The 17,497-nt window shown below is 73.5% G+C and carries 17 protein-coding genes and 1 pseudogene; 10 read left to right on the forward strand and 8 right to left on the reverse strand.

What is annotated here, in order from left to right:
- Positions 1 to 181: 181 nt before the first annotated feature.
- Positions 182 to 1,243, reverse strand: coding sequence for a DUF7847 domain-containing protein (locus tag ACZ6RC_RS31275; protein ID WP_469589636.1), 1,062 nt, complete (start codon positions 1,241 to 1,243; stop codon positions 182 to 184).
- A gap of 85 nt (positions 1,244 to 1,328) precedes the next feature.
- Between ACZ6RC_RS31275 and ACZ6RC_RS31280 the strand changes: the two genes are divergently transcribed.
- From ACZ6RC_RS31280 to ACZ6RC_RS31295, 4 genes and pseudogenes are all read left to right on the forward strand, one after another.
- The gene (locus ACZ6RC_RS31280; RefSeq protein WP_391140568.1) at positions 1,329 to 1,649 is read left to right on the forward strand and encodes a DMT family transporter; all 321 of its coding nucleotides are present in this window, start codon (positions 1,329 to 1,331) and stop codon (positions 1,647 to 1,649) included.
- A pseudogene (locus ACZ6RC_RS31285) lies at positions 1,649 to 2,212 on the forward strand (TetR/AcrR family transcriptional regulator); the annotation flags it as partial. The gene ACZ6RC_RS31280 and the pseudogene ACZ6RC_RS31285, both read left to right, overlap by 1 nt.
- Positions 2,213 to 2,354: 142 nt before the next feature.
- Positions 2,355 to 3,338: a 2,3,4,5-tetrahydropyridine-2,6-dicarboxylate N-succinyltransferase gene (gene dapD, locus ACZ6RC_RS31290; protein WP_391140567.1), complete on the forward strand. Its 984-nt coding sequence runs from the start codon at positions 2,355 to 2,357 to the stop codon at positions 3,336 to 3,338.
- Between the two features lie 86 nt (positions 3,339 to 3,424).
- Positions 3,425 to 3,637: a hypothetical protein gene (locus ACZ6RC_RS31295; RefSeq protein ID WP_391140566.1), complete on the forward strand. Its 213-nt coding sequence runs from the start codon at positions 3,425 to 3,427 to the stop codon at positions 3,635 to 3,637.
- A gap of 88 nt (positions 3,638 to 3,725) precedes the next feature.
- Here the strand turns inward: ACZ6RC_RS31295 and ACZ6RC_RS31300 are convergent, their stop codons facing one another.
- Entirely contained in the window at positions 3,726 to 5,573 is a 1,848-nt protein-coding gene (locus ACZ6RC_RS31300; RefSeq protein ID WP_391140565.1) for an endonuclease/exonuclease/phosphatase family protein, read from the reverse strand.
- A gap of 213 nt (positions 5,574 to 5,786) precedes the next feature.
- Between ACZ6RC_RS31300 and ACZ6RC_RS31305 the strand changes: the two genes are divergently transcribed.
- A complete protein-coding gene (locus tag ACZ6RC_RS31305) occupies positions 5,787 to 7,289 on the forward strand; it encodes a hypothetical protein (RefSeq protein ID WP_469589642.1) in 1,503 nt (500 codons plus the stop codon).
- Positions 7,290 to 7,478: 189 nt separating this feature from the next.
- On the opposite strand, the gene ACZ6RC_RS31310 is transcribed toward ACZ6RC_RS31305, so the two are convergent.
- On the reverse strand, positions 7,479 to 8,246 hold the full coding sequence (locus ACZ6RC_RS31310) for an SDR family NAD(P)-dependent oxidoreductase (RefSeq protein ID WP_453615071.1): 768 nt from the start codon (positions 8,244 to 8,246) through the stop codon (positions 7,479 to 7,481).
- A gap of 198 nt (positions 8,247 to 8,444) precedes the next feature.
- Between ACZ6RC_RS31310 and ACZ6RC_RS31315 the strand changes: the two genes are divergently transcribed.
- Positions 8,445 to 9,134: a GntR family transcriptional regulator gene (locus ACZ6RC_RS31315; RefSeq protein ID WP_469589646.1), complete on the forward strand. Its 690-nt coding sequence runs from the start codon at positions 8,445 to 8,447 to the stop codon at positions 9,132 to 9,134.
- Positions 9,135 to 9,219: 85 nt separating this feature from the next.
- Here the strand turns inward: ACZ6RC_RS31315 and ACZ6RC_RS31320 are convergent, their stop codons facing one another.
- Both ACZ6RC_RS31320 and ACZ6RC_RS31325 read right to left on the reverse strand, forming a co-directional pair.
- Positions 9,220 to 10,440, reverse strand: coding sequence for a TerD family protein (locus tag ACZ6RC_RS31320; protein WP_453615741.1), 1,221 nt, complete (start codon positions 10,438 to 10,440; stop codon positions 9,220 to 9,222).
- A 45-nt stretch (positions 10,441 to 10,485) separates the two neighbouring features.
- Positions 10,486 to 10,725 carry a hypothetical protein gene (locus ACZ6RC_RS31325; RefSeq protein ID WP_391140560.1) on the reverse strand — a complete coding sequence of 80 codons (240 nt, stop codon included), beginning with the start codon at positions 10,723 to 10,725 and terminating at the stop codon, positions 10,486 to 10,488.
- Positions 10,726 to 10,780: 55 nt separating this feature from the next.
- Between ACZ6RC_RS31325 and ACZ6RC_RS31330 the strand changes: the two genes are divergently transcribed.
- Positions 10,781 to 11,812, forward strand: coding sequence for an AraC family transcriptional regulator (locus ACZ6RC_RS31330; protein ID WP_469589651.1), 1,032 nt, complete (start codon positions 10,781 to 10,783; stop codon positions 11,810 to 11,812).
- Positions 11,813 to 12,086: 274 nt separating this feature from the next.
- Here ACZ6RC_RS31330 and ACZ6RC_RS31335 read toward each other — a convergent pair whose 3' ends face one another.
- The gene (locus tag ACZ6RC_RS31335; RefSeq protein WP_469589654.1) at positions 12,087 to 12,896 is read right to left on the reverse strand and encodes an NAD-dependent epimerase/dehydratase family protein; all 810 of its coding nucleotides are present in this window, start codon (positions 12,894 to 12,896) and stop codon (positions 12,087 to 12,089) included.
- Between the two features lie 214 nt (positions 12,897 to 13,110).
- Here ACZ6RC_RS31335 and ACZ6RC_RS31340 point away from each other — a divergent pair, with 214 nt between their 5' ends.
- Together ACZ6RC_RS31340 and ACZ6RC_RS31345 are read left to right on the forward strand one after the other, a co-directional pair.
- Positions 13,111 to 14,118 (forward strand): 5-dehydro-4-deoxyglucarate dehydratase, encoded by a 1,008-nt coding sequence (locus tag ACZ6RC_RS31340; RefSeq protein WP_469589658.1) that lies wholly within the window; start codon positions 13,111 to 13,113, stop codon positions 14,116 to 14,118.
- Positions 14,115 to 15,248, forward strand: coding sequence for a hypothetical protein (locus tag ACZ6RC_RS31345; RefSeq protein WP_391140556.1), 1,134 nt, complete (start codon positions 14,115 to 14,117; stop codon positions 15,246 to 15,248). Before ACZ6RC_RS31340 ends, ACZ6RC_RS31345 begins: the two co-directional genes overlap by 4 nt.
- A 28-nt stretch (positions 15,249 to 15,276) precedes the next feature.
- Here the strand turns inward: ACZ6RC_RS31345 and ACZ6RC_RS31350 are convergent, their stop codons facing one another.
- A complete protein-coding gene (locus ACZ6RC_RS31350; RefSeq protein ID WP_391141186.1) occupies positions 15,277 to 15,666 on the reverse strand; it encodes a hypothetical protein in 390 nt (129 codons plus the stop codon).
- A gap of 69 nt (positions 15,667 to 15,735) precedes the next feature.
- Between ACZ6RC_RS31350 and ACZ6RC_RS31355 the strand changes: the two genes are divergently transcribed.
- The gene (locus tag ACZ6RC_RS31355) at positions 15,736 to 16,281 is read left to right on the forward strand and encodes a GNAT family N-acetyltransferase (RefSeq protein ID WP_469589661.1); all 546 of its coding nucleotides are present in this window, start codon (positions 15,736 to 15,738) and stop codon (positions 16,279 to 16,281) included.
- Positions 16,282 to 16,348: 67 nt separating this feature from the next.
- Here ACZ6RC_RS31355 and ACZ6RC_RS31360 read toward each other — a convergent pair whose 3' ends face one another.
- On the reverse strand, positions 16,349 to 17,356 hold the full coding sequence (locus tag ACZ6RC_RS31360; RefSeq protein WP_469589664.1) for a quinone oxidoreductase family protein: 1,008 nt from the start codon (positions 17,354 to 17,356) through the stop codon (positions 16,349 to 16,351).
- Positions 17,357 to 17,497: the final 141 nt, after the last annotated feature.

Below are 17,497 nucleotides of genomic sequence, written 5' to 3' on the forward strand. Positions count from 1 at the left end.
CCCCTCGTGGGGGGGGGGGGTGCGGGGCGGGGGTGGGTCGTTACGGTCGGGCGGCGCCCGGGGCCCTGCGGTGGCGGGCGGGGCCGGGCGGGGGGGGGGGGCCCCACGGCCGTTCTCGCGTACGCGTCCGGTCGGCGGCCGGCGGCGGAGGAGCCGCCTCCGGCCGGGCCGCGGACCGCTTTCAGCTGCCGGGCGCGGGGCTTCCCGCCGCCTGGAGGAGGACCGGCGCCAGGTTCTCCTTGCGGATGCGCTGGTCGACGTAGACGAGGCTGGTGACCAGCGGCGGGAAGACCGAGACGACGATCTGGCCGAGCGTCGAGAGGATCAGTGAGGCCGCGAGGAAGGGAGCCATCTCCGCCAGGACCTCGCCCGGCGACTCCGGGGCCGTCTCGGCGGTGAAGGTCATGGGGCTGGAGAAGAGCTGGGCGAACAGCTGGAAGAAGGAGCCGGCCATCCCCGAGATGAGGCCCGCCACCAGCAGGGCGCCGAAGATCCGCCACCAGGAGCCGTGCACCAGGCGCCAGGAGCGGCGCATCGCCTCCACCGCGCGCTGCTTCTCGAAGACCGCCGCCGACGGGGCCAGGCTCAGCTTCACCCAGAGCCAGGCCGTCAGCGGGAACAGCAGCAGCGCGCCGAGCAGGCCGAGGACCGGCAGCACCCAGGAGGCCGAGCCGGACTCGTTCGCCGTCGCGACGGCCGCCACGATCAGACCGACGAGGGCGGCGCCGAAGAGCGCCATGGGCAGCAGCATGAGCAGCATGGTGAGGAAGACCGTGCCGAGGACCGCCGGCAGGCTCGCCCAGGAGCGTCGCCAGACCGCGCCGAAGGTGGTGGGGCGCCCGAGCACCGCCTCCTTGAGGACGGCGGGGCAGGCCGCGTACACCAGACCGCTCGCGGCGACCATCACGATCATGGCGACGAGCCAGACGCAGACGGCCGCGATCAGCAGGGGCCGTACGTCGTCCCAGGACGGTTCGCGGGCGCCCGAGAGGTCGAGGACGGCGGACAGGTGGTCGCCGACCACCCCGTAGGCGATCCCGACCGCCGCGGCCAGGACCAGCGTCGCCGCGCCGTAGGCCGCCAGCGTCACCCCGAGCAGTTGCTTCCAGTAGCGGCCGAGGGTCGCGAAGGCGCCGGTCAGTATCTCGCTCAGCTTGAGCGGCACGAGGGGTATCACGCCGGGCTTCGGCGGAGGCGGTGGGGGAGGGTAGCCGTAGCCGTACGGTCCCGAGTGATGCGTCATGCGGGACACCGTAGCGGGAGGCCGTGCGTACAGACGTACGGATATATGTGTACGGGTGTCCCTATCCATGTGTACGCTCGTACACATGGGATACGGACTGCTGGCCGGAGCGATCGCGGCGGAGATCGTCGGAACGACGGCCATGAAGTACAGCGAGGGTTTCTCCCGCCTCTGGCCCTCCCTCCTCACCGTCGGCGGCTACCTCCTCGCCTTCGCCCTCCTCGCGCAGACGCTCAAGACGCTGGAGATCGGCACGGCGTACGCGATCTGGTCGGGTGTGGGCACCGCGGCCGTCGCCGCCATCGGCGTCCTCTTCATGAACGAGTCGCTGAGCCTCGCCAAGCTCGCCGGCATCGTGCTGATCGTCGTCGGCGTGGTCGTCCTCAACCTCGGCGGAGCGCACTGATGGCCCGCGCCCGCCGTCACGACCCCGAACGGCGCCGGCGCATCGTCGACGCGGCCCTGCGCGTCGTCGGGCGGCGCGGCATCGCCGGACTCAGCCACCGCACGGTCGCCGCCGAGGCGGACGTACCGCTCGGCTCCACCACCTACCACTTCTCCTCCCTCGACGAACTCCTCGTCGCCGCCCTGCGCCAGGCCAACGAAGGCTTCGGGCGGGCGGTCCGCGAGAGCCCCGGGCTCGCCGACCCCGAGGCCGACCTCGCGCGCGAACTGGCCGCGCTGATGGGCCGCTGGCTCGGCGGCGAACGGACGGGCGTGGAGCTGGAGTACGAGCTGTACCTGGCCGCCCTCCGCCGCCCCGTCCTCCGCCCGGTCGCCGCCGAGTGGACCGAGGCCGTCACCGACGCCCTGTCCCGGCGCACGGACCCCGTCACGGCGCGCGCCCTGGTCGCCCTCATGGACGGCATCTGTCTACAGGTGCTCCTGACCGACGGGGCGTACGACGAGGCGTACGCGAGCGAGGCGCTGGCACGGGTGCTCACCCCGGCGCCGGGGCGGACGTCGGGGCGCGGCCGGGCGGAAGGGACGCGCTCGGCGCCGGTGGAACCGCCGAATCGGGCGGTCGCGGCCTCGTCGGATCCGCCGGACGGCTCGACCGACACCTGAGACCGGTTGGCCCGCGCGGGGGCCCGCCCGTTAGGTTTTCCGCATGACCACTGCTCCTCGCACCACCGGCGCCGTCGCCGCCGGCCTCGCCACCCTCGCCGGTGACGGCACCGTTCTCGACACCTGGTTTCCCGCCCCCGAGCTGACCGAGGCCCCCGGCCCCGCCGGCACGGAGCGGCTCACCCCCGACGCCGCGGTCGACGCCCTTGGCGAAGGCGCCGCCAAGGCCATCGGCGTGGACGCCCGCCGGGGCGTCGAGGTGGTCGCCGTCCGCACCGTCATCGCCTCCCTCGACGACAAGCCGCTCGACGCCCACGACGCGTACCTGCGCCTGCACCTGCTCAGCCACCGGCTGGTCAAGCCGCACGGCCAGAACCTCGACGGCGTCTTCGGCGTCCTCGCCAACGTCGCCTGGACCTCGCTCGGCCCGGTCGCCGTCGACGACGTCGAGAAGGTCCGCCTCAACGCGCGCGCCGAGGGCCTCCACCTCCAGGTGACCTCGATCGACAAGTTCCCCCGGATGACCGACTACGTCGCCCCCGCCGGTGTCCGCATCGCCGACGCCGACCGTGTTCGGCTCGGCGCGCACCTCGCCGCCGGCACCACCGTCATGCACGAGGGCTTCGTCAACTTCAACGCCGGCACCCTCGGCACCTCGATGGTCGAGGGCCGGATCTCCGCCGGTGTCGTCGTCGGCGACGGTTCCGACATCGGCGGCGGCGCCTCCACCATGGGCACGCTCTCCGGCGGCGGCAACGTCGTCATCTCCATCGGCGAGCGTTGCCTGATCGGCGCCGAGGCGGGCGTCGGCATCGCCCTCGGCGACGAGTGCGTGGTCGAGGCCGGTCTGTACGTCACCGCCGGTACGCGCGTCACGATGCCCGACGGCGAGGTCGTCAAGGCCCGCGACCTGTCCGGCGCCTCGAACATCCTCTTCCGCCGCAACTCGGTGACCGGCGCCGTCGAGGCCCGCCCGAACAACGCGGTCTGGGGCGGACTGAACGACGTGCTCCACAGCCACAACTGACCCGACGTGACCGATGCGGGTGACTCTGCGTTAGCACGGTGGCGCTGATCACAGCGTCACACGAGCAGAAAAGGCGAGGAGTCGACATGAGGACGAGGCCCACCGTCGGCGGACTGATCGGGGTACTGGCCGCCACGGCGGTGCTGGTGCCCGCCACGTCCGCCACGGCGGACGAGACGCACCACCACTCGCACAACGGGCCGCACGTCTCCCTGATCTCCGTCGGGCAGGTCGACGACCCGCTGGAGGACGTCCTGGAACACGCCGCGATCCTCGGCAGCACGTACGTCAAGGACTGACGCCACCCGGCGCCACGCGCACGGCCGCGGCCCGCCGACCGGAAGACGGTCGGCGGGCCGCGGCGCGTTCGGAGCGGCTGCGGTGCGGCTACGGGCGGAAGCGCAGCACCTGCGGGTCGTGGTCGCTGTTCTGGTCGGCGAACTCGGCGTTGATGTGCACGCTGTCGTACTCGAAGCGACGGATCCCCGGGCTGGTCAGGATCTGGTCGAGGACCTGGCTGTTGCCCTGGTAGACGTACGAGTAGCGCTCGCCGCGCGGCAGCGACTTCACGGCCGGGTAGAGCGCCCCGCCGTGCGTCAGCGCCTTCGTGGTCTCGGAGAACTCGAAGTCGTTGATGTCGCCGACCACGAGCACGTCGGCCTGCTTCTCGATGGCCAGCACGTCCTTGACGAAGGCGTTCACGGACTGCGCCTGGAGCAGGCGCTTCGCCTCGGAGGAACGGTTCGGCGGCTGGTGGTGCGAGGTCAGGCCCTCGTCGCCGCCCTTCGAGCCGAAGTGGTTGGCGATCACGAAGACGGTCCGGCCGCGGAAGGTGAACTCGCCCGCCAGCGGCTTGCGGCTGTTCTCCCACGCGGTGTTCGCCGGGTCGATCCGCCCGGGGGAGAGGGTCAGCGCGGCGCGGCCGCGCTCGCCGCGGACGACACCGGTCGCGGCCGTCGCGTCGCCGCCCGAGCGGTCGGTGAAGGAGACCCGCTCCGGGTTGAAGAGGAAGACCTGACGGATGTTGCCGCCGGGCTCGCCGCCGTCCTTGTTGTTCTCCGGGTCGACGGAGCGCCACTCGTACGCCGGGCCGCCGGCCGCCGCGATCGCGTCCGTGAACTTCTTCAGCGTCTGTCCGGCGGTGACCGTGCCGTCGTTCGTGGCGCCGTTGTCGTCCTGGATCTCCTCCAGGGCGAGGATGTCGGGCGAGGCCAGGTTGTCCACCACGGCCGCGGCCAGCGCGTCGAACTTCTCCTGCGGGTCGGACGGGTCGAGGTTCTCGACGTTGTACGTCGCCACGGCCAGCTCGTTCCGGTGCTGGCGGTCCGTGGTCTCGCGCTGCAGCCGGCGGTCGACGACCGTGCCCAGGGTGCGCGCGGTCAGGGTGTAGCCGCCGAACTGGTTGAAGTCCAGCGGGCCCTCGGTCCATCCGGCGAGGACGTCGCCGACGTTCGCCTTCGGGAAGGGCTTCTCCGCGATCGGGGTCAGCGACTGGATCTGGAGCCGGCCGGTGTTCTGCGCGGTGTACGAGCCGTAGACGGCGCCGCCGCGGCGGTTGTCGTTCTCCCAGGGCTTCACCGTGATCCACAGCTCGGAGTACGGGTCGGTGGCACCGACCACCCGCGAGGTGCCGACGCGGACGTTGGTGCCCTCCAGGGACTCGTAGTAGTCCAGGGCGTACGCCTTCGGCTGCAGCGGGAGGCCGTTGACGGAGCCGCCGGCGGCCGGGTCGCCCTCGGGGGCGTACGCGTCCGGCACGGACCGGCCGGAGATCGTCACGGGGGCCGGGACGGGGTTGCCGGAGGAGACCACGGTGACCGTCGGCCGGGAGAGCTGGGTGATCGACTGGTTGCCCGAGTTCAGGCCACCGGGGACGTACTCGCCGACGGTGCCGTCCACGCTGACCGCGTCGCCGACCGCGACGGTGGGCACGGAGCTGGTGAAGACGAAGAGGCCCTCACTGGTGGCCGGGTTGCCGTCACCCTGCGGGTCCTGGATCCAGAACCCGCGCGAACCGTAGGTGCGCACGCCGGTGACGACGCCCGTGACACCGGTGACCTGCTTGCCGACGAGCGGCGAGACGCGCGTGGTGCCCTGGACGTCGTGGACGCGGACGCCGGCGGCCGTCGTCGGAGTGGTCTCCGCCGAGGCGGAGGAGCCCGCGAGGAGCCCGGCGGCGAGCGCGGCGGACACGACGGCGGCGACGGCCGCGGATCTCGGTATGGAGGAAGGCATCAAGGAACTCCGGAGCTGCTTGGAGAATCGGTCAATAGATCTACGCGCGTCAATCTCTTGTCTGGGCGCCCCCCTTGTCAAGGGTCGACGGGTGTACGAAGGCTGACGGATCCGTGAACCGGATGACCTCGTCGGAATTGCGTCTACCCTGAAGGCCGTCTCTGACCGACCCGGGCCCCCACCCCCCGCCTAGCTTCGAGGAGAAGACCCTTCATGGCATCGGACCGCCCCACCCTGCCCCCCGTTCAGCTGCACACGGACGCGGAGCTGGCGCGGGACGCCCTGGCCACCCCCCTCCTCGCCCGTGCCGTGCGGCTCGCCCGCTGGGCGGGGCCGGAGACCCGGGTCGGCGCGGGAGGCGAGCTGATCGACGGGCAGCTGGCCGCGGCCGCCGAGGCGTTGGGCCTGGCGGCGGACGAGGACGGCGCCGCGTACGCGAGCGAGGCGTGGCGGGTCGCGGTCGACACGGGTCTCGTGGAGGTCGAGGACACGGACTTCGACGCCTCCGACGGTGCGCGCGACGCGGCGCGGGAGGGCGACGGAGACGAGGAGTCGGAGGCCGTCGGCACGGTCACGGCCGGCGAGAACCTCGCGCTCCTCACCGGAGGCGGTGCGCCGCGGGACGTGCTCGGCGTCTGGCTCGACGGCCTGGACGTGGTCTTCGCCGACGCCACCGCGCCCGTGATCGACGACCTCGCGGAGGCCATCGACGAGGACGGCGAGATCGACTTCGAGCTGCTCGACTGGAACCCCGAGGAGGAGGCGGAGTTCCTCGAAGGTGTGCTCGGCAACCTCTACCTGCTGACCGTCAGCGAGGCGGGGGCGGGCGACGGACCCGTACCGCTGCCCGCGCTCGCGGCGTCGATGATCGTCCCGGACGACATGGGCGAGCCGACCGACGACGTCCTGGAGCAGGTGTCGGAGGCGATGATGCGGCTCGACGACCAGTTCCGGCTGCTCGAACCGATCGGGCTCGTCGAATACCAGCCGGTCGACGAGGCGCTGATGGCGGAGGAGGGCGAGGAGCCGGCCCCGCCGGTCGACGAGGAGGACGTCACGCGGTACGGGATGGTGCGGCTGACGCCGCTCGGCCTCTACGGCGTCCGGGCGCGGATGCTGGAGGCGGGCGTGGACGCCCCGGCGGTCGGCGACCTGGCCGGCAAGGGCGCGGACGCGCTGCTCGACGGGATCGCGCACTACCCCCTGACGGCGGCCCGTGCCGAGACGGCCGGCTGGCTGGCCGGGCGGGACGCGGTGGCGGCGGCGCGTGAACTACTCGCGGCGGCGCGGGGCGCGGACGCGGGCTCTCCGCTGCGGCGCCTGCACTGCCAGCAGACGCTGGCCCTGGTCGGCGCGGAGGCGGAGCCGGCGGTCCGCGAGGTCCTGGACGACGCGGAGCTGGGCGGCCTGGCGCGGGTCTGGCTGGCGGAGCGGGGAGCGGCGGACATTCCGGCGCCGCCGGAGTCGATGATCTTCTGGCTGGCGATCGACACGATCGCGGCGCAGCTGGACTCGGACGGCGACCTGGAGGAACTCCAGGAGCTGGTGGAGAGCCTGACGGGCCGCCACAGCGGCTTCTTCGACGCGGCCTGGCGGGTGGAACACCCGGCGACGGCGGAGGTCCTGGAGGCGATGGGCCGCCTCCACCGCGACAAGCCCTCGGCGAAGGAGGCCCGCAAGGCCGCCTTCAAGGCCCGGTCCCGCCAGGGGGCGTAAGGGGGACCGCGCCGGGGGGCGGGGCCTTACGGCCGCTTGGCCTTCGGGCCCGAGCCGGGCGGGGGCCGGGGCCCGGGGTGCCGCCCTTGCCGCGCGCCCGGCTCGGCCGCGAGGGCGCTGCCCGGGCTCCGTCCGGGCCGCCGACCCCGCCCGGGGGTGCCGTACCGGCGCCGCGCCGGTGCCGGCCGGTCAGGTGCGCAGGTAGGAGGCGCCGTTGAGGTCGAGGATCGTGCCCGAGGACCACTCCGCCTCCGGGGAGGCGAGCCAGAGGACCGCGGCGGCGATCTCGGGCGCCGTGGCCACCCGGCCGAAGGGGCTCTGGGCCAGGATGGAGGGGCCCTCCGGGCCCGTGAGGCGCGGGGCGACGCGTTCCGTCGCGAAGAAGCCCGGGGCCACCGAGGCGACGCCGATGCCGTGCGGGGCCAGGGCGACCGCCAGCGACTGGCCCAGCGCGTGGACCGCCGCCTTCGTCGCGCCGTACGCCGGGTGATCCGGCTCGCCCCGGAACGCCCCGCGGGAACCGATGTTGACGATCCGCCCGCCACCGCCCTGCCCGATCATCCGCCGCGCCGCCAGATGGCTCAGGTTCGCCGTGGCGAGCAGGTTCACGGAGACGTGCCGCTGCCAGATCTCCGCCCACTCCTCGTACGGCGTCTCCACCGGCGGATGCGGCAGGTTCACCGCCGCGTTGTTCACCAGCACGTCGATCCCGCCCAGTGCCTCCGCGGCGGCGGCCTCCACCGCCGCCGCCCCCGCCGGATCCGCCAGGTCGCCGCCGACCAGCGCGTGCCCCGTGCCGTCCAGCGAGCCGAGGGTCTCGCGGGCCTCGTCGGCGCGGGTGCCGTAGTGGACGGCGACCCGGTCGCCCTGGGCGGCGAACGCCTGGGCCACGGCGCGGCCGAGCCCCCGCGACGCCCCGCTGACCAGGACCCGTCGACCGGACGCGGGCAGGTTCATGGAAGGTGGCCTCTCTGTTCGACTCTGGTTCGGCCGGCGTGCGTACGCGCACGGGACCGTGCGCCCCGAGATCCGGTGACCTCGGGGAGACGTACGCCGTCCCTCCACCGTAGAGAGTCCGCCGAGCGCTCCGCCGCACCCGTCCGCCGGGCCGCCGACCTGGTCAGTCCCACGGACTGACACCTAACATGTCAACTCATGGACGGACTGCGGCCCGTGGGCCGGACACTGCTGCGTGACCAGGCCTACGAGGCCCTGCGCGATGCCATCGTGCGCGGGGACCTGGCGCCCGGCTCCGTGGTCAAGGACGCCGAACTCGCCGAGCGGCTGGGCTTCTCGCGCGCCCCCGTGCGCGAGGCCCTGGCCCGGCTCGCCGACGAAGGCCTCGTGGAGACCAAGCCCCAGAGCTACACCCGGGTCACCCGACTGGTCAGCCGCGTCGTCCGGGACGCCGCCGCCGTCGTCCGGGTCATGCACGAACTCGCCACCCGCACCGGTGTGCCCCTGCTCGGCCCCGAAGGCATCCGCGCCATGCGCGAGGCCAACGTCCGCTTCGCCGCCGCGGTCCGCTCCGCCGACGTCGAGGCCGCCCTGCGCGCCGACGACGAGCTGCACCAGGTCCTCGTGAGCGCCAGCGGCAACCACGCCGTCGCCGCCACCATCGACCGCTTCACCCCGCTCCTGCGCCGGGTCGAACGACGGCTCTTCGGCGACACGGGAGCCTGCGGCTCGGCCGCCCTCCACGACCGGCTGATCGAGGCCTGCGCGGCGGGGGACACGGAGGAGGCGGTCCGGGTCACGACGGAGATCTGGCGCGCCCTCGAGGAGTTCGCCGACGACGCCGCCGACCTGACGGCCGTACGGAACCGCGTCCCTCAGCCGCACTGACTCCCCTCCGGACGCGCCGCTCCCGCCACCGGCGTCCTGTGCGGACGGTGGGCCGTCCGCACAGGACACCGGCGCGCGGACCGGATCAGAGCGCCTGGGCGGCGGGCTTCACCATGCCGCGGACGGTCCGCGACTTCACGAAGTCGCCCAGCGCCGTCATCTCCCACTCGCCCGAGAACTGCTTGATGAGCTTCGCCATCATCACGCCGGTCTGCGGCTCGGCGGTGGTGAGGTCGAAGCGGACCAGCTCCTCGCCGGTCGCCGCGTCCATCAGCCGGCAGTAGGCCTTGGCGACCTCGGTGAACTTCTGTCCCGAGAACGAGTTCACCGTGAAGACCAGGCCGGTCGCGTCGGCCGGGAGGCGGCCGAGGTCGACGACGATGACCTCGTCGTCCCCCGCTCCCTCGCCGGTCAGATTGTCACCGGAGTGCTTGATGGAGCCGTTGAGGATGGACAGCTTGCCGAAGTAGCAGCTGTCGAGGTGGTTGCGCTGGGGGCCGTACGCGATCACCGAGGCGTCGAGGTCGATGTCCTTGCCGCGGTACGCCGGCTCCCAGCCGAGGCCCATCTTCACCTGGGAGAGCAGCGGCCGGCCGCCCTTGACCAGGGACACCGTCTGGTTCTTCTGGAGGTTGACCCGGCCCTTGTCGAGGTTGATCTTCCCCGTGGCGGCGGCGGGTGCGGGGGCCGCGGCGGGCGGGGGAGGCGTCGAGGCGGCCACGCGGGGGTCGGCGGGGGCGGCGGGCGCGGCCGCCACGGGGGCGGCCACCGGAGCGGCCGGGGCGGGGGCCGCGGCGGCGGGCGCGGCCGGCTCCTCGTCGACGGAGACGCCGAAGTCGGTGGCGATGCCGGCGAGTCCGTCCGCATAGCCCTGTCCCACGGCCCGCGCCTTCCAGGCGCCGTTGCGCAGATAGATCTCCACGACCACCAGCGCCGTCTCCGTGCCGAGCCGCGGCGGGGTGAACGTGGCGAGGACGCTGCCGTCGTCGGCGTCGCGGATCGTCGCGGTGGGCTCGATGCCCTGGAAGGACTGGCCCGCCGCGTCCGGGCTGGCGGTGACCACGATCTTCTCGATGCCGGCCGGTACCGCTCCGGTGTCGACGACGATCGCGTCCGGCGCCGCGCCGCCGCCGGAGCGGTACGTCACGCCCGGGCCGGCCGGCTGGTTGTAGAAGATGAAGTCGTCGTCCGAGCGCACCTTGCCCTCGGGAGTGAGCAGCAGGCCCGAGACGTCGAGCCGCACCGGTGCGGCGACGTCCACCGCCACGCGCGCGGCGGAGAGAGGGATGTTCGAGCCGGGGGTCATAGCGGTCATGCCAGGGCTAACGAGCGAGACCGCTTTGCCGTTCCCTTACCTTCGCCCCCTTCGGCCACTCTGATGACGGGGGTGGTTCCGGGCGGTGCGTTCGTTGCCGAACTTGTACGCGCCGGTCCAGCGGGCCATCACCAGCTGGGCGTCGCCCGACCCCACCTCGGCGAGGAACTTCTCCGCCCGATCGCCCCGCAGGGTCCCGGCGGCACGGCCGCGGTGGGTGAGCACGACCGTGCCGTCCGCGCGCCGCGCGTAGCTGAATCCGAAAGGCTGAGGCATGACGGGCATCCTGCCGGTCGGGGACCGGTCCGTCATGCGAATATTCTTGCGACTCGTGGGTGGGAGCTCTTTTCGTACGCGGGACGTCGACCAGGCGCGGGTGGAGATCGGCGCGCGGTACTACGCCAACGTCATGGACGTCATCGAGCGGTGGGACCGCCCCTTCGCGGCCCGTTTCGACACCGTCGAGCTGGGTCCCCTGGTCATCGGCGACCTCGCCTGCGGGGCGGACGTGCGGATGCGCTTCGGCGAGCTGGGGGCGTTCCACGTCAACGCTCCGATGGGCGGCGGCGTCATGGAGCTGCGGCAGGGCGGTGGCCGGGCTCCGCTGCTCGCGACAACGGCCGAGGCGGTGGTGCTGGACCCGCTGGGCGACACCGTCCTCGACCGGTGGAGCGGTGACTGCCGGGCGCTCTCCGTGAAGATCGACGCGGCCGCGCTGCGGGACCGCCTGGAGCGCCTGACCGGCCGCCCGCCCCGCGGCCGGCTCTCCTTCGCGCCCCGCCTGGACACCTCGCGCGGCCCCGGCCTGGCGTGGGTGCGCTTCGCCCGGCAGGCCGCCCGGGAGGCCCTGCGCGGGGACAGTCTGGCCCACCACGAACTCGTCGCCCTGCCCTTGCAGGAGGCGCTGCTCAACGGGCTGTTGCTGGCGGCCGAGCACCCGTGGCGCGAGGAGCTGGACCGCCCCGGCGAACGGCTGCGGCCCGCCCCCGTCAAGCGCGCGATGGACGCCGTACGGGCGCGCCCCGAACACCCCTTCACCACCACCGAACTGGCCGCCCTGGCCAAGGTGAGCGTCCGCAGGCTCCAGGAGTCCTTCCGGGAGTACGTGGGGATGTCACCGATGGCGTACGTCCGGGAGGTCCGCCTGGACCGGGTCCACGAGGAGCTCAGGAAGGCGGACCCGGGCGAGCGGGGAGTGGGCGAGGTGGCCTGGCGCTGGGGGTTCGCGCACCAGGGGCGGTTCGCGGCGCGGTACCGGGCCCGGTTCGGCGAGACGCCCTCGCAGACACTGCGCGGGTCGGCCTCCTGGAGCGCGTCCGGACCCGACCCGGGCTCGTCGCCCGCCGGACCCGCGGGCCGGTAGGCCCGCGGTCTCGTCCGACCCGTCGCCCCGGGGCCGTCGCCTCCCGCGCCGTCGCCGGCGGCGGGCGCGGCCCGCCCCACAGGTCCGTCGCGTTATCCGGACAGCCGCCGCGCTGCGCGGATCGTGCCGCCCGGGCGGTGGTCCTACAGTGCGGAGGTCGGGTGTGCCACGCATGCCGTGACCCGGGCCCCGGCCGGCGCTCCCCCGCATAGTCCGGCCGGGCCCGTGTATCCGTCTGCTCCGTGCCGCCCGGCCCCGTGCCGGGCGGGCGGGTTCAGTGCGGCCAGCGCGGCGGGTCGGTGCAGAAGTGGCCGCCCAGGTGCGCCTCCGCCGGGTCGTCCTCGGCCGGCAGCCCCCGTTCGGCGATGATCCGCTCCGCGAACGGCTCCGAGTCGTCCCGCGGTGCGTACCCGAGCGCCCGGGCGGAGGAGAGGTCCCACCACAGGCGGGTGTTGGCGGAGGAGCCGTAGACCACCGTGTGTCCCACGTCCTCCGCGGTGAGCGCCGCGTGCAGGAGCCGGGCGCAGTCGGGCGGGCTCAGCCATATCGACAGCATCCGTACCGAGGTCGGCTCGGGGAAGCAGGAGCCGATCCGCACCGAGACGGTCTCGATCCCGTGCGCGTCCCAGTAGAACTGCGCCATGTCCTCGCCGAAGGCCTTGGAGAGGCCGTAGAACGTGTCCGGGCGGTGCGGGGTGTCGACCGGGACGAGCGGATCGTCGCCGCGCGGGCGCGGGGTGAAGCCCACCGCGTGGTTGCTCGACGCGAAGACGATCCGGCGCACGCCCTCCTCGCGCGCGGCCTCGTAGAGGTGGTGCAGGCCGGTGACGTTGGCGGCCATGACCTTCTCGAAGGTGGACTCCAGCGAGATCCCGGCGAGATGGACGACGGCGTCGACGCCGCGGACGGCCTCCCGCAGCGCCTTGCGGTCGGCGAGGTCGGCGACGATCGCGTCCGGTGCGCCGTCGACGGGCGCCACGTCGAGCAGCCGCAGGTCGTATCCGTGGGCGGGCAGCAGCTCCCGCATGAGGGTGCCGACCCCACCGGCGGCGCCGGTGAGCAGGACGGTGCGGGGTGCGGGCATGGAAGAGATCTCCGTCCGTAGATCGAATTCACAACCATGGACACGCTAAGGAGTGGCTCCAAGGTCGTCAAGAGTCCCTGGACGGGCCGTCAAGAGTCCATTTGGGGGAGGGTGAGTGCCTTGACCCGCGCTCCCTGGCTGCTCTAGCGTGAAAGTGTTCATAAATATGGACGACAATCAGAATTGTGCACGACGGACTTCTCTGGGAGCGCCCGTGACCTCAGCCCCGCTCGCCGACCGGCTCGACGGCCTGCTGTTCTTCCCCGTCACCGCCTTCGGTCCGGACGGCACCGTCGACCTCGACCTCTTCCGCGCCCATGTGCGCGCCGGCGTCGAGGCGGGCGCGGCCGCGGTCTTCGCCTGCTGCGGGACCGGCGAGTTCCACGCCCTCACCCCGGAGGAGTTCCGCGACTGCGTCGCCGCCGCCGTCGAGGAGACCGCGGGCCGCGTCCCCGTCGTGGCCGGCGCCGGCTACGGCACGGCGCTCGCGATCCGGTACGCCCGCCTCGCCGAGGAGGCGGGCGCCGACGGGCTGCTCGCCATGCCCCCGTACCTCGTCGTCGCCGACCAGGCGGGGCTGCTGCGGCACTACACCGCGCTCGCCGCCGCCACCCCGCTCGACGTCATCGTCTACCAGCGCGACAACGCGGTCCTGACCCCCGAGACCGCCGTCGCCCTGGCCCGCGTCGAGGGCGTCATCGGCCTCAAGGACGGCCTCGGGGACCTCGACCTCATGCAGCGGATCGTCAGCGCCGTACGGGCCGAAGGCCTCGGGCTGCTCTACTTCAACGGCCTGCCCACCGCCGAACTCACCGGCCTCGCCTACCGCGGCATCGGCGTCACGCTCTACTCCTCCGCCGTCTTCTGCTTCGCCCCCGACATCGCCCTCGCCTTCCACCGCGCCTTCGCGTCCGGGGACGACGCGACCGTGGAGCGGCTCATCGACGGCTTCTACCGGCCGCTGGTCGAACTCCGCGCCAAGGGACGGGGATACGCCGTCTCCCTCGTCAAGGCGGCGGTGAGGATGGCGGGTCTGGACGTGGGGGAGGTACGGCCCCCGCTGAGCGAGCCGGCGCCCGAGCACCTGAAGGAGCTGGTCACGATCATCGAGCGCGGGCGCGCGCTGCTGGCGACCGGGGACGGTGGAGCCGGTGGCGCCGACGGGTCCGACGCCCAGGGCGAGGGCCGGGACGGCGGCGCGGGCGCCGGGGCCGCGTCGTGAGGGCCGGGACCTTCGTCTACCCCTGGGACGTGGTCGGCGACCCGGCCGCGCCGGCCCTCCTCGCGGACCTCGGCGTCACACAGGTCACCCTCGCCTCCGCCTACCACTCCACGCGCGCGCTCACCCCCCGCCACCCGGCGCACCGGGTCGTCACCGCCGAGCACGCCGCCGTGCTCTACCCCCCGGACCCGGCCCGCTGGTCGGGACGGGCCCCGCGGCCGTACCCGGCGGGGGAGTGGGCGCCGGGCGACGCGTTCGGCGACGCGGCGCGGGCGCTGGCCGAGGCGGGCCTGGAGGTGCACAGCTGGGTCGTCCTCGCCCACAACTCCCGGCTGGGCGCCGAGCGTCCGGACACCTCGGTCGTCAACGCGTACGGCGACCGCTACCCCTGGGCGCCGTGCATCGCCATGCCCGCCGTCCGCGCGTTCCTGGTCGACCTCGCCGCCGAGGCGGCGGTACGGCCGGGGGCGGCCGGCACCGAGCTGGAGTCCTGCGGCTGGTACGGGCTGGCCCACCTCCACGCCCACGACAAGACGGCGGGCGTGCCGCTGGGGGACGCGGAGCAGTACCTGATGTCGCTGTGCTTCTGCCCGTCCTGCCGGCAGGGGTACGGGGCGGAGGGCGTGGACCCGGACGGGCTTGCGGCGGCCGTACGGGCCGCCCTGGAACCGGTCTGGGCCGGGCGGCCCGCGGGACGGCTCGGGACCGCCGACGCCGACGCGGCCCTGTCCTGGCGGATCCGTACCGCGCGCGCCTTCCAGGAGGCCGCGGTGGAGGCGGTCCGGGCGGCCGCCCCGCCCGGCTTCCGCGTCCTGCTCCACGCGGACCCGCGCCCCGACCGCTGCGGCGCCAACGCCGGCACCGACCCGGCCCATGTCCTCGGCCTCGCGGACGGAGTGGTCACCCCGGCCGCCTCGGTCGCCCTCTTCGCCGCCCACGCGGCCCCGGGCTCCGTCCTCGCGGCCAACCTCCCGATCGTCAGGGGCATGGGAGGCTCCCCGGCCACCCTGGCCGCCGACGCGCGGCGCGCGGCCGCCGCCGGAGCGACCGAACTCCGCCTCTACCACGCGGGCCTTGCCTCGGACGCGGACCTCACGGCGGTGCGGGCGGCCCTGCGGACGCCGGCCTGAACCACGGCCGGGGCGGGGGGCGTCGGCGTCAGGCCACCGCCTTCCTCCCGCCGCGGTTCTCGTACCGCAGCGCCGCCCCCGTCAGCACCGCTCCCAGGCCCTCCCACAGGCCCACGCCGAGGAAACCCGCCGGCGCGCGGCCCGTGAGGACGGCCAGGGTGAAGACGGCGCAGGTGAGGAGGCGGAAAGGGACCGTCCAGCGGAAGAAGGGCTTCCAGTCGGCGCAGGCGGCCAGGACGTAGTAGACGCCCATGTTCAGCGCCGCCATCGAGGAGGCGGTCAGGAAGACCAGGGTGTGGTCTCCGTCCGCGCGTCCCGTGCCGGGTATGGGGTCGAAGCCCATGACCGTGAGCAATGTGTCCGGGGAGACGAGACCCACCACCCCCAGGGCCGCGGCGAGCAGCCCGAAGACGGCCATGGTCCAGCCGGACAGGGAACGGGGCAGACGCACGGCGGTCCTCCGCGGAGTCGAATCTATGCTCGGGTCATGAGTGACCTTGCATATCGTGTCGCGGGCCCCGCGGACCAATCGGCGATCGCCGCGCTCGACGACTCGTTCACGACGGAACACGTCTACGAAGTCGCCGCGGGCGCCGTCGGGTTCGGACTCCGCATGGTCGCCGTCGACCCGCCCCTGGCGAAGGTCTTCCCCGAGGACGAACCCGACGCCCCGGACACCGACGACGACGCGCACGAGATCGTGGCCGTCGACGCGGACGGCACGGTCCTGGGCGTCGTCGCCGTCGCCGTCGAGGAGTGGAACCACCGGCTCGTCATCCGCCGGATCACCGTCGACCCCGCGCATCGCGGCCGCGGCATCGGCGGCGAACTGATGCGCCGCGCCCTCGCGTACGGCCGTGACCGGGGGGCCCGTACCGCCTGGCTGGAGGTCACCAGCGTCAACGTCCCGGCGGTACGGGCCTACCGGCGCATGGGATTCCGGCTCTGCGGCCTCGACACCACGCTCTACACCGGCACACCATCCGAGGGCGAAGCGGCCCTCTTCATGGCCAAGCCCCTCGAAAGGCCTTAGAGGGTGTCCTCCCGGGAGGTCGTGGACGGGTGAGCCAGGTCTCGGCTGAGGGAGCTTGAAGGGGGGATCAGCTCTGCGTCTCCCCGCGGCCTCCCACAGCGGCCGCATCGGGTACGACGAGCAGCTTGCCGGTGGTACGCCGAGCCTGCAGATCGCTGTGGGCCTGGGCGGCCTCCGACAAGGCGTAGCGGCCCGTCACGGTGACCTCAAGCGCCTTGGAGCGCACCCACTCGAACACGTCGGCGGCCCGTCGGAGCAGTTCGGACCGATCGGCGATGAAGTGCCCGACGCTCGGCCGGATCAGGGTCAGCGAACCGTCGGCGAGCCGCATCGGATCAAACGGAGGCACGGCACCACTTGCCGCGCCGAAGAGCACGAGATGGCCGCGGGTTCGCAGGCTGGCGAGGCTCGCATCGAAGGTGTGCGCGCCGACGCCGTCGAAGACGACCGGCAGTCCCTGACCGCCGTTGAGCCGCCTCACCTCGGCTGCGAGATCGTCGACCGCGGAGGAAAGGATCACCTCAGCGGCCCCGGCACGCTTCGCCAACTCGGCCTTCGCCGTGGTCGACGTCGTGCCGATCACCCTGCCGCCGAGATGGGTGATGAGTTGGGTCAAAAGCAGCCCCATCCCACCAGCAGCCGCATGCACGAGCACCGTGTCGCCCCCCTGAACCGGGTAGGCGTCCTTGACGAGATAGTGCGCGGTCATGCCTTGGAGGAGCACGGCGGCGGCTGTCTCGAAGCCGATATCGTCGGGCAGCGGCACCAGCCGGGAGGAGTCCACGACGGCCCGCTCGGCATACGTGCCGGGAATCTCCACCCAACCGACCCGGTCCCCGACGGCGACGTCAGCGACGCCGGGTCCGACTTCGACGACCGTGCCGGCGCCCTCAGCGCCCGGGGTGAAGGGCAGCGGGAGGCTGTACCGGCCTTCGCGGTAGTAGACGTCGAGGAAGTTGACCCCGGATGCGGCGACCTCCACGATCGCCTCGCCCGGACCCGGCCGCGGCTGGTCCACCTCGGCCTCCTGCAGCACCTCGGGACCGCCCACTTCGTACACCTGAATCGCTCGCATGACCCCTCCGATAACGGCTCGTCCCCCCACCAACCCCGTTGCCGGCGATCCGATTCCCGGCAAGCAGACAGCCCGCCGCCCCCGCGCGCCGTCGACGACCACTCCCGCCTCGCCTGCAGCGAGATCCACGCGGACGTGAGG

The sequence above is a fragment of the Streptomyces sp. NPDC048353 genome (assembly GCF_055587165.1).

Bases quoted from the DNA above. Each gene is read 5' to 3' on its own strand.
- ACZ6RC_RS31360 (WP_469589664.1), bottom strand. From the start codon at position 17,356: ATGCGAGCGATTCAGGTGTACGAAGTGGGCGGTCCCGAGGTGCTGCAG.
- ACZ6RC_RS31300 (WP_391140565.1), bottom strand. From the start codon at position 5,573: ATGCCTTCCTCCATACCGAGATCCGCGGCCGTCGCCGCCGTCGTGTCC.
- dapD (WP_391140567.1), top strand. From the start codon at position 2,355: ATGACCACTGCTCCTCGCACCACCGGCGCCGTCGCCGCCGGCCTCGCC.
- ACZ6RC_RS31275 (WP_469589636.1), bottom strand. From the start codon at position 1,243: ATGACGCATCACTCGGGACCGTACGGCTACGGCTACCCTCCCCCACCG.
- ACZ6RC_RS31355 (WP_469589661.1), top strand. From the start codon at position 15,736: ATGAGTGACCTTGCATATCGTGTCGCGGGCCCCGCGGACCAATCGGCG.
- ACZ6RC_RS31325 (WP_391140560.1), bottom strand. From the start codon at position 10,725: ATGCCTCAGCCTTTCGGATTCAGCTACGCGCGGCGCGCGGACGGCACG.
- ACZ6RC_RS31320 (WP_453615741.1), bottom strand. From the start codon at position 10,440: ATGACCCCCGGCTCGAACATCCCTCTCTCCGCCGCGCGCGTGGCGGTG.
- ACZ6RC_RS31305 (WP_469589642.1), top strand. From the start codon at position 5,787: ATGGCATCGGACCGCCCCACCCTGCCCCCCGTTCAGCTGCACACGGAC.
- ACZ6RC_RS31280 (WP_391140568.1), top strand. From the start codon at position 1,329: ATGGGATACGGACTGCTGGCCGGAGCGATCGCGGCGGAGATCGTCGGA.
- ACZ6RC_RS31350 (WP_391141186.1), bottom strand. From the start codon at position 15,666: ATGGCCGTCTTCGGGCTGCTCGCCGCGGCCCTGGGGGTGGTGGGTCTC.
- ACZ6RC_RS31335 (WP_469589654.1), bottom strand. From the start codon at position 12,896: ATGCCCGCACCCCGCACCGTCCTGCTCACCGGCGCCGCCGGTGGGGTC.
- ACZ6RC_RS31315 (WP_469589646.1), top strand. From the start codon at position 8,445: ATGGACGGACTGCGGCCCGTGGGCCGGACACTGCTGCGTGACCAGGCC.
- ACZ6RC_RS31295 (WP_391140566.1), top strand. From the start codon at position 3,425: ATGAGGACGAGGCCCACCGTCGGCGGACTGATCGGGGTACTGGCCGCC.
- ACZ6RC_RS31310 (WP_453615071.1), bottom strand. From the start codon at position 8,246: ATGAACCTGCCCGCGTCCGGTCGACGGGTCCTGGTCAGCGGGGCGTCG.